Source organism: Roseburia sp. 1XD42-69, from assembly GCF_003612565.1.
GTDB lineage: Bacteria > Bacillota > Clostridia > Lachnospirales > Lachnospiraceae > Roseburia_B.
Window position 1 is genome coordinate 22,376 of record NZ_RAZG01000047.1, and the last position, 10,226, is coordinate 32,601.

Below are 10,226 nucleotides of genomic sequence, written 5' to 3' on the forward strand. Positions count from 1 at the left end.
AGTGTCACAAGATTGTGATATTCTGTTTTTGTGAGCGGTTTGTGATTTTTCCCTGTTATCTTTGTATATGTGCCACAAAAAAAGTCAATTTGTAGAGAAGAAAGGAAAAACAATGAACAATATAATTGTAAAAACTACCGGTTTAAAAAAGTACTATCAACTGGGAAAACACAGGGTAAAAGCCTTAGACGGGGTGGACTTTTCCGTAGAGGAGGGGGAATTTGTCTCTATTATCGGGAAATCCGGAAGCGGAAAAAGCACGCTCCTTCATTTAATCGGGGGATTGGATACCCCCACCGCCGGGGACGTATGTGTGGACAATATTCACCTGGCAAAGATGAGCCGGGAAGAACTGGCAGTATTCCGCAGGAGAAACATCGGGTTTATCTTTCAGAATTACAATCTTGTACCTGACCTAAATGTATTTGAAAATATTACGCTTCCCGTAGAGTTGGACGGTGGAAAACCGGACAGGGAATTTATACGGGAAATCCTCTCCCTTCTGCAGTTGGAGGATAAAACGGAGGCGCTGCCGGGAAATCTCTCCGGAGGGCAGCAGCAGCGCGTTGCCATTGCCAGGGCAGTTGCATCAAAGCCCGGTATTATTCTGGCGGACGAACCTACAGGAAATCTGGACACCTCCGCCAGCCATGATGTTATGGGACTGTTAAAAACCGTGGCAAAACTTTATGAACAGACCATTCTTTTAATCACCCACGACTATGATATTGCACAGCTTGCAGACAGAATCGTCCAGATTGAGGACGGAAAAATTGTGAAGGGAGATGATATTCATGCTGGCCAACAACAATAAAAAAGTGATAGATAAACTGGCAAAACACACTTTGAAAAACAGCGGGAAAAAATATATTATTCTGGGAATTGCTGTTTTTCTCTCTACCTTTATGCTCTTTAGTGTTTTTACCCTGGGAATCACATACCTAGACATGCAGAAACGCCAGGAAATACGGCTGTATGGACATGATGTGGATGCATCCCTCATGAACGGGTACACCGGGCAGCAAAAACATATCTGTGAAGATTTTAAAAACGTTATCTCTGTGGGCAGCACCTGTTATGCAGGGTACCCCATAAAATCAGAGAAATCGGAAAACCTGCACTATGCTTTTATCTATGCAGACCCGGTTTTCTGGAACCAGCAGGCAATCCCTGCAAGAACCTCTCAAAAAGGCAGATATCCTGAAAAAGAAAACGAACTTATGGTGACAAAAAAAGCTTTGGAAGACTGCGGCATGGCCGGCCTTACCGTGGGGGACTCTTTATCTTTGACCTATGCAGATCTTTCCGGGACAAAAACAAAAGACTTTATGATATCCGGCATCTGGGAAGGATACGGCCCAAAGGATTTTTATGTATCCAAAGCATTTTTAGACACGACAGGATACAAAACAGAGCGTTACGGCATTCTATATTTAAAATTTCAGAATTTTATCCTTTCAAAAGGAGAGCAGGAACGTCTGCGCCAGGAACTGAATCTTTCAATACGGCAGTCCCTGTCTTTTTCCGGATATAGAGGAAAATCTATTTCCATTTTAACGGGACTGATTTTTATCTCCCTTGTAACCTGTCTTTTAGCTTACCTTTTGATTTACAATATCCTGCACCTTTCCGTCCAGGGAAACATCCGCTATTTTGGATTGCTTTTCACCCTGGGAATGACAAAAAAACAGTTGAACCGCTTTTTAAATCTAAAAATTTTCTGGGTGGGTATCTTTGGAATTTCTGGGGGCCTTTTCACAGCCCTAATCAGCTCCCTTTTCCTGATACCTGCGGCTGCCCAGGCCCTGGGACTTAAAGCGCAACAGGTTGTGGTAACATTCCATCCCGGAATCTTTGCCGGAACCATATGCCTTGCTGCCCTTACCATTTACCTGGGAAATAAAAAACCAGTAAAAGCGGCCGCTGAGATTTCCCCCATGGAAGCGCTTAAGTTTCAAACTGTCCCGGCAAAAACAAGCAGAAAAAAGAACACGGCAGGGAATCCCCTGTGGAAAATGGCGTGGGAACAGCTTACAAAGGACTGGAAAAAGACAGCCGTAACCCTTGCCTCTTTCACTCTGTGCCTCACTGTGTTTTTATGCCTTTCCACAATTGTAAAAGGCCAGTCTGACTTTACATCCAACTTCATAGACGAAGATTTGGTAATACAAAACAACACCCAGTCCTACGATAATCCCCGGGAGTGGAAAGATGTTCTAACAGATACCTTAATTCAAGAAATTGAATCCGACCCCGGAGTGGAAACGGTAAATCCTCTTCTCGCCGCCACAATAATTGTTCCCTGGGAAAAAGACTTTGCCGATTTGTGGATGAAGGGAATAAATGAATTTTTTATGGATGAACCCTACGAAAAAACCTTAAAAGATTACAAGGCGCACCCGGAAAATTACTACTCTTTTATCCAAGGAATAAACGAAAGAGAGTTTGACGCCTTAAATGAAAACCTTGAGGACCCTGTAGACAGGGAAGCTTTTTTAAAAGGGGAATGCTGCATTCTATCTTCCGCTTACGTTCTGGGCGAAACAGACGTCACCGGAAAAAAAGTAACCTGCCGGATGGATGGGAAGGAAAAACCCCATAGTTTTCAGATAGCCGCCGCTGTATCTGACGGATCTTACAGTATGCATACGGCCGGGGGCCCTGTGATTGTGGTGTGCGACAGATTTTTAAAAGAAAATGCAGAAAATATTCACACCATAAGGCTGAGTGTCTCCTACAAAAAAGCCTTTGACGAAACTGTGGAAAATAATATAAAACAAATACTTGATCAAACTTCCAAACAAAATAGCTTTTTCCTGGAATCCAAAATTGAAAACCGAAAAGAACTAAAAAAAGCCCAGGGAAATATGACCGGCGTGGGCATAGGGATTACATGCATCCTTGCCCTGATTGGAGCCATGAACTACATTAACACCGTATCCTGCAGCATTCAAAACCGGAAAGTGGCATTAGCCGTTATGGAAAGCATTGGAATGTCAAAAAAACAAACCGACAAAATGTTAATTTTGGAAGGTCTGCTCTACGCTGCCGCTTCCCTTGGCATCACCGGCACACTTGGGGTTTTCATTATCTACTTTGTTTTTCAGTCTGTCAATTACCAGGGGGTTCCATTTTCCCTTCCCCTGATGCCTGCCATTGCCATGGCACTTTTGGTAATTGCCCTGTGCGTACTTGTGCCCCCTGCAGCTTACCGGGTCATCACCCGCAGGGAAAGCATTGTGGAACGGATACACGGATTTGAGTAAAACTACTTCCTTCGCATCCGCCCGAAATAATAACAAACTCCCACTGCATCCGCAAGCGCCCATCCAATGGGTATGGCTGCCCAGATTCCCGTCACCCCAATGGCGGGAATCCGTGAAAGGATGTAAGCCAGCGCCACTCTGGTTCCCAAGGAGCACAGGGTAAGAACCACTGACATTCCCGGTTTCTTCACTGCCCGGTAATAGCCATATAGTAAAAACAGCAGTCCGATTCCAAAATAAAATGCCGCTTCTATCCTTAAATATCCCACACCTGCCATAATTACGTCCTGATTTTTTTCATCCACAAAAATTCCCATCAAAGGTCTGGCAAAAAGGCATACCAAAATACTAATCATGCCGCAGAACACAAAGACAAAAACCAGAGCCCGCCTCATCCCTTCCCGAATCCGCTCTTTTTTTCCTGCACCGTAATTTTGCGCCACAAAGGTAGAAAATGCATTGCCAAAATCCTGTACCGGCATGTAGGCAAAGGTATCGATTTTCACCGCTGCTGCAAAGGCCGCCATAATCACCGTCCCAAAACTGTTCACAAGCCCCTGTACCATAAGGATGCCGAAATTCATCACAGACTGCTGCAGGCAGGTGAGGAAGGAAAGGCTGAATATTTCTTTTAAAATACCGCCCTCCCAATACATGTGGCATTTTTTCACCCGCAGCATAGGAAATCCAAAATAATAATATATCCCGATTCCGATTCCTGAAACATACTGGGCAATCACAGTTGCTGCCGCCGCTCCCCTTACTCCCCAGGAGAAAAACACCACAAAAAGGATATCCAGAAAAATATTTAACACGGCAGATATCCCCAGAAAAATCAGGGGTGTCAGGGAATTTCCCACCCCCCTGAGAAGGTTCGCAAAAAAGTTGTAGAGAAATATTGCGAAAAGCCCCAAAAAAATACATAAAAGATACTCTTTTATCATCTCATGGATTTCCACAGGCACCTGCAATACATGAATCATCCATGGCAGGGAGACAAAAACAAACACATTTAAAATCAAGGTAAAAACGCCGATTAACACAAAGGAAAGAAAAATACCTCTGTTTAAACTGTCGTAATCTTTTTTGCCGAACTGAATGGCAAAATAGGCGCTGCTGCCCATGGAAAGCCCTATGAGAATTGAGGTGAGAAAAGTCATAAGGGTATAGGAAGAACCCACTGCCGCCAGGGCATTTGTGCCCAAAAAACGCCCCACAATTAATGTGTCTGCCACATTGTAAAACTGCTGAAGCACATTGCCCACCATAAGGGGAAATGCAAATTTCAAAAGCCGGCCGGTTATATTTCCCACCGTCAAATCCCCGTCCATGAAAATCCTCCTTAAATCTCTATTACTATTTTAATATATCTCTGATAAGCTCCATTAATTTTGGAATATCAATGGGCTTTGCAATATGACCGTCCATCCCGGCGTCAAATGCTGCTTTTCTGTCTTCATCAAAAGCATTGGCAGTCATAGCGATAATGGGAATACCGGACAACTCTTTATTATCCAATTCCCGAATTTTCTTGGCTGCTTCATAGCCATTCATAATAGGCATTTGAATATCCATCAAAACCAAGTCATACCATCCTGGCTTGGCATTTTTCACCTTATCCACAGCAATGGAGCCGTCATCTGCCACATCCATAAGAAATCCAGCTTCCTGCAAAATTTCCAGGGCGATTTCCTGGTTAATCTCATTGTCTTCCACCAGAAGAATCCTTTTTCCCTGAAACGAAACTTCATCATTCAAATCCCTTTCCTCTGTATCTTTTACCGCAAAAGGAGACTCCAAAATTTCCCTCAGCTCCGATAAGAAAATAGGTTTGGAACAAAAAGCCGTAACCCCTGCTTTCCTTGCCTCATCCTCAATATCCGACCAGTCATAGGCAGTGAGAATAATGATGGGCTTGTCATTCCCGATAAGTCCCCGGATACGCCTTACCACCTCAATCCCGTTCATATCCGGCATGAGCCAGTCAATAATGTAAGCGGCGTACTCGTCATTCTGCTCCACTGCAAGCTTGACGCGAAGGACAGCCTCTTTTCCGGAGGTCGTCCAGTCCGGGCGCATGCCAATGGTGGAAAGCATTTGGGTCACGCTGGAACAAGTATTGAAATCATCATCTGCCACCAGGGCACGAAGGCCTTTCAGCTCCGGCACTACATCCTGGGCCACAGGACCCGAACATGTTCTAAACCGGAGAGAAACGGTAAAAGTCGTACCCTTTCCCTCTTCGCTGACAACAGAAATCACGCCGCCCATCATATCTACAATATTTTTGGTGATGGCCATTCCAAGGCCTGTCCCCTGGATTCCGCTTACGGTGCTTGTCCTCTCCCGCTCAAAGGGTTCAAAGACATGCTCCAAAAATTCCTGGCTCATTCCGATTCCCGTGTCTTTTATTTGAAACTCGTAGGCCGCCCATCCCTCGGGGGCATTCCCCTTTTGAACAATACGAACCCCTACCATACCTCCCGGTTTTGTAAATTTCATGGCATTGCTTAAAAGATTCAAAAGAATCTGGTTCAGCCTGAGTTTGTCACACAATACATTCTCATTGATTACATCTGCCGTATCTATAAAAAACTCCAGCTGTTTTGAGGTTATATCTGCCTGCACAATCGTCTTCAAATCATGCATAATCTCAGGAAGGGAAGTTTCTTTCTCCTCTATTTTCACTTTTCCGCTTTCAATCCGGCTCATGTCCAGCACATCATTAATCAGGCTGAGAAGATGATTGCTGGAGGTGGTAATTTTAGACAGATAGTCCTGAACCTGAACCCTGTTTTCAATATGTGCTGCCGCAAGGGAAGTAAAACCGATTATGGCATTCATAGGAGTCCTGATATCATGGGACATATTGTTGAGAAACGTGGTTTTCGCTTTATTGGCATGCTGGGCCGCCGCAAGGGCGTCCTCAAGGTCAACTTTCTGCCTCTCTAAGGTTTCCTCCAACTTCTTCTCATCATCAATATCCACAAAAAGGCCCACAAAAGTAATCGGGGAACCATCCTCACGCCGTGACAGCCTTCCCGCTGCGTGAAACCATCTCCACCCGTTGTTTTTCGTACTCAGGCGGTACTCCACATTATAAGTTTTCTCCCCGGAATAATCCGTAACCGTTTCCCAGTATTCCTTTAATACCCGCTCTTTATCCTCTTCATGGAGAAGATCTGACCAGGACTCTATCCTGTTGGGAAACTCCTCCTCACTGGCATATCCCAACATGTTCCGGAATACCTCAGACCAGTTGCAGGAAATCATTTCAGCTTTTTCATTAAACTCCATGCTCCAGAGACCGGAGCCCATGGCAGCATGAATATTTTCCATAGCCGCCTGCTCTTTTTCAATCTGTGCAAAGGCACTTCTTATCCTATCCCCGTCCGCCTTTTCCTGGGCCAGAAGAATACTTGCATTCCTCCTTGACTGGTAAATCAGGACTAGAAAAATTACCAGCATCACCATAACTATAATGATAATCTGAATAATACTGCGGCGCATCATGTCGGCGCTGATAGAGCTAATCTGATCAAAAATCACATTATCCCGAACCAGAATTGTCATCATCCAGTTTGTATCCTCTACGGGAACATAACACAGAGTTTCCCGAAGCCCAAGATGTTTGAAAGAAATCTGGCCTGTCTTCCCGTTTTCAAATTCTTCTTCCATCTCCCCATAGCTGAATCCCTTATCAATTTCCATATCTGAGAGGGCGGAGAGAAGATTATTTCCCGCCTTAAAATTCCCGAAATCACCGTTTGTCAAATCCTCCCCATTCCGGTGGTACAAACTGCAGTACGTCTCATTTTCTCCGGTCTGTAGTGTGAGGGAACTTAACATCTCATCAATATTAAGCTGAATAAAGCACACGTTTATCCGTGAGTCCTGAAACACTATGTTCTCCACAGGGACTGCAAGAATTACCTGTTTTTTTGCCCCATATAGATTTGCTGTGGTAATCACCGGCTCTGTGAGCTCCTGGGATAAAAAATTGTACCTGCTAAGCCCCGATACAGTACTATGCTCCGTATAGACAATCCCATTTTCATCCACCAGTGCAAATTTATCCAGGCTGTAGAGCCTTTCCGCCTTTCCCAAAAAACTCCGCAGCGTCTCCTGGGATTTGAGATTTGATTCATCCAATATCCCAAGAACATTCTCTATGTAGGCAAAATTATTCTTAAGCTCCTCCGATACCACCTGGACTCTGCGCCCCGCCAGTTCTTCCAGATAAAATTCACTGACCTGATTTACCGCCTGTCCTGTTGCAGTCTGGGACCTGTTTGACACCCATAGCGTTGTGATTATCAAAATGCCTGCAATCACCACGCCTGTCGCAATGGCGTTTACAACTGACTGCCTCTTTTGCTTCTTCCTAATTTCTTTATCCTGTGCCTGATCCATTTTACCCCCCGCCATTCTTACTTGAATTCACCGTACAGTGTCTGAAGCACTTCTGCGGCCGTATCCTCATAAATAATCGTAGTTATCTCCTGTGTCTTTTCAGGATACCCTTCTCCTGGAAGCTGTCCGTCTGCAATCTTAACTGCCACCTGAACCGTATCAAACCCGATGGAATAACAGTCCTGAATCCCCAAGGCATAAATAATCCCATCCCTGAGATAGCGGAGCGCCTCCTGGTCATGGTCCATGCCCACAATTACAATCTCATCCTCCCGTCCGGCTTCAATTACCGCCCTTGCCGCCCCCACAGGATTACTCATATTGCAGCACACAATTCCTGCTAAATCTTTATGCTCTTCCAAAAACTTTTTTGTAAACTCATACGCCAGCTCCACTGTATCTTCATCATATGCCGTCTCTGCAATTTCCATGTCAGGATACTTCCCAATCACATCCTTTGCTCCCAAAGCCCTGTCCTCATGGCAGGGAGCCCCCTTTGTCCCCACCAGAATGGCAACCTTCCCTTGATATCCAAGCTTTTCACATAACGCCTCCGTAAGGTCTGCGCCGTCCTCATAATTATGGGTGTTTCCCACATAGGCAATCCTTTTGCACCCGTCCTCTTTTGACGCATCGGAGCTTGAAAAAGTCATCACCTTATGTCCATCATCCACCAGCTCATTTATCACAGGGCTCACAACCTCCACGTCTGCCACATCCACGCCGATGACATCAAAATTCCGCCCGGAGGCATCCCTTAAGCGCCCCACCTGGTCCCGGGCTGAGGCACTGTCAGGGGCAAGATACTCATAATCTATAATAATCCCCTTCTCCTCAAACTGCTTGGCCGCATCTTCCATTCCAAGGGCAACGGCATCCCACCAGGGATGCACCGTTTTATAGGTAAAATAAAAATTATACTTGCTTTTTAACGGTTTATATTCATCCAGTTCATGGTCAAACTTCACCACACTTTCATTTCCAAGGCTGTCACTGCCATTTTGGTGGTACAAAACCTGCTCTTGTTCCGTATCCTTGAAACCCTCCCCGTCAGTTTTTGTCCCGCACCCGGACAGTCCTATGGTACAAAGGAATAAAACCGCAATCTTCCTTTTATTTTTCCACAAATTCATAGAAATACCTCGCCTTTTATAAACTCTGTCTATTTTACCATAATTTTAGGGTTATGAATAGATGTTCCAGAGAAAAACGCAATACATTTAGAAATTTATACCTGGTCATTCCTGCAAAAATACATGGATAGTTCAAAAGTGGAAGTAAATGAAAATCAACCTGCTTTTCCCCTGTATTTGTGTGAAATACAGGATTTTACCGGGTGGGGCTGACGTAGACGTCTAATGCTTCGGAGAGGAACTCCATAACGGAAAGTGAGACAAAGGTGGTTCAGCAATGCCATTGGCGGAGGGGCAGTGTCAAAAAACCCTCCTGGGAACCGCACCATAATCGCTAAGGGTCTGCCATAATATCCATAGACGCCTTCCGCATTCCTGCTTCCCATATTGGAATACACAATATAAAGAAACAAAAACGGCACTGCTGGCAGCGGACTTTTAAACAGCAATGAAATCAGGCTATAAACGCTTACAATCATCAGCATATTTGGCAGGATATAAAAACAGCTTGCCAATAAAAAGTCCGTCAAACGCACCTCAAATCCGCTGTTTCTCGTTGATACAAGGCAAATACCAAAAAATATCAGGTTTAAGGCTGCCAGTATTATCAGGCAGACTGAAAAACCGCCGCCCACTTTGCCTGACAGATATTTTCCTGGGCTGACAGGCTTTGTATGGAGAAGCTCATAGGTATTTCTCCTCGTATCCTGCATAAATAAAACAGACAATAAGACGGTTGCAAAAAATCCCATAAACAGCCCTGCAAAATCCGCAAATTTTCTGGAAAAATAGTATGAAAATGTCCTGTTTTCCAGCCTTTCTGAAATATAAGAATTGATTTCTTCACGAGTTCCTTTATGGTAGGCTGTATTCTCATATTCATAATATGCATTGTAGAAGCCATACCCTTCCAGATGGGCGCAAGATGCTGAAATATCCATTCCTTTCATTTCATCAATCACAGATAGCGCCCCCTCATTGTCCATCTCGAATTCGGAAGTTAAAACTTCCTGTATCCGTTCTTCCCACATCTCCCGCCGCAGCTCTTTCTCCGTCGGCACATATCCGCAGGAAACATCTCCATCCCGATAGTTTTGCGGATAATCGTTCACAATGGTTTCCCCTTCCCTGAGATAATGGATGTTCAGATAGGGGCTTACATTTTGAAATACCATAAAAACACCAATTGCGATACCAAGCCAGAGCAGAGGGTTCTTCATATAATTTTTTACCTCTCTTTTCAAAATTGACCGCATAACTTTGCCTCCTTCATTTTTTCGTGATTCTATTGTAAAAGAAAAATCACTACAGAAAGACAATAAATAGAAAAACGCCGGATTACTTAGTGTCTGCTGATTAACCTACACAAGCAGGTAACCAGCCCTCCCTATAGTTTAAAATGTCCAGCAGATAA

General features: G+C 44.4%; 6 protein-coding genes. 2 read left to right on the plus strand and 4 right to left on the minus strand.

The genetic code is table 11. The features are described 5' to 3' along the window. Nucleotides 1–112: 112 nt before the first annotated feature. Nucleotides 113–814 carry an ABC transporter ATP-binding protein gene (locus D7Y06_RS17500; protein WP_120409028.1) on the plus strand — a complete coding sequence of 234 codons (702 nt, stop codon included), beginning with the start codon at nt 113–115 and terminating at the stop codon, nt 812–814. Further along, entirely contained in the window at nt 795–3,266 is a 2,472-nt protein-coding gene (locus D7Y06_RS17505; protein WP_158591408.1) for an FtsX-like permease family protein, read from the plus strand. The genes D7Y06_RS17500 and D7Y06_RS17505 overlap by 20 nt, the downstream gene beginning before the upstream one ends. A gap of 2 nt (nt 3,267–3,268) precedes the next feature. Here the strand turns inward: D7Y06_RS17505 and D7Y06_RS17510 are convergent, their stop codons facing one another. From D7Y06_RS17510 to D7Y06_RS17525, 4 genes are all read right to left on the minus strand, one after another. Further along, nucleotides 3,269–4,597 carry an MATE family efflux transporter gene (locus D7Y06_RS17510; protein ID WP_120409030.1) on the minus strand — a complete coding sequence of 443 codons (1,329 nt, stop codon included), beginning with the start codon at nt 4,595–4,597 and terminating at the stop codon, nt 3,269–3,271. A gap of 25 nt (nt 4,598–4,622) precedes the next feature. Beyond that, nucleotides 4,623–7,679: a PAS domain-containing hybrid sensor histidine kinase/response regulator gene (locus D7Y06_RS17515; RefSeq protein WP_120409033.1), complete on the minus strand. Its 3,057-nt coding sequence runs from the start codon at nt 7,677–7,679 to the stop codon at nt 4,623–4,625. 17 nt (nt 7,680–7,696) lie between these two features. Then, nucleotides 7,697–8,812, minus strand: a complete 1,116-nt coding sequence (locus tag D7Y06_RS17520; RefSeq protein WP_120409031.1) for a substrate-binding domain-containing protein — start codon at nt 8,810–8,812, stop codon at nt 7,697–7,699. Between the two features lie 155 nt (nt 8,813–8,967). Then, nucleotides 8,968–10,068 (minus strand): ABC transporter permease, encoded by a 1,101-nt coding sequence (locus D7Y06_RS17525; protein ID WP_243119376.1) that lies wholly within the window; start codon nt 10,066–10,068, stop codon nt 8,968–8,970. Between the last annotated feature and the right edge of the window lie 158 nt (nt 10,069–10,226).

Coding starts and splice junctions, on each gene's coding strand:
- D7Y06_RS17515 (WP_120409033.1), bottom strand. CDS start 7,679: ATGGATCAGGCACAGGATAAAGAAATTAGGAAGAAGCAAAAGAGGCAG.
- D7Y06_RS17520 (WP_120409031.1), bottom strand. CDS start 8,812: ATGAATTTGTGGAAAAATAAAAGGAAGATTGCGGTTTTATTCCTTTGT.
- D7Y06_RS17525 (WP_243119376.1), bottom strand. CDS start 10,068: ATGCGGTCAATTTTGAAAAGAGAGGTAAAAAATTATATGAAGAACCCT.
- D7Y06_RS17505 (WP_158591408.1), top strand. CDS start 795: ATGCTGGCCAACAACAATAAAAAAGTGATAGATAAACTGGCAAAACAC.
- D7Y06_RS17510 (WP_120409030.1), bottom strand. CDS start 4,597: ATGGACGGGGATTTGACGGTGGGAAATATAACCGGCCGGCTTTTGAAA.
- D7Y06_RS17500 (WP_120409028.1), top strand. CDS start 113: ATGAACAATATAATTGTAAAAACTACCGGTTTAAAAAAGTACTATCAA.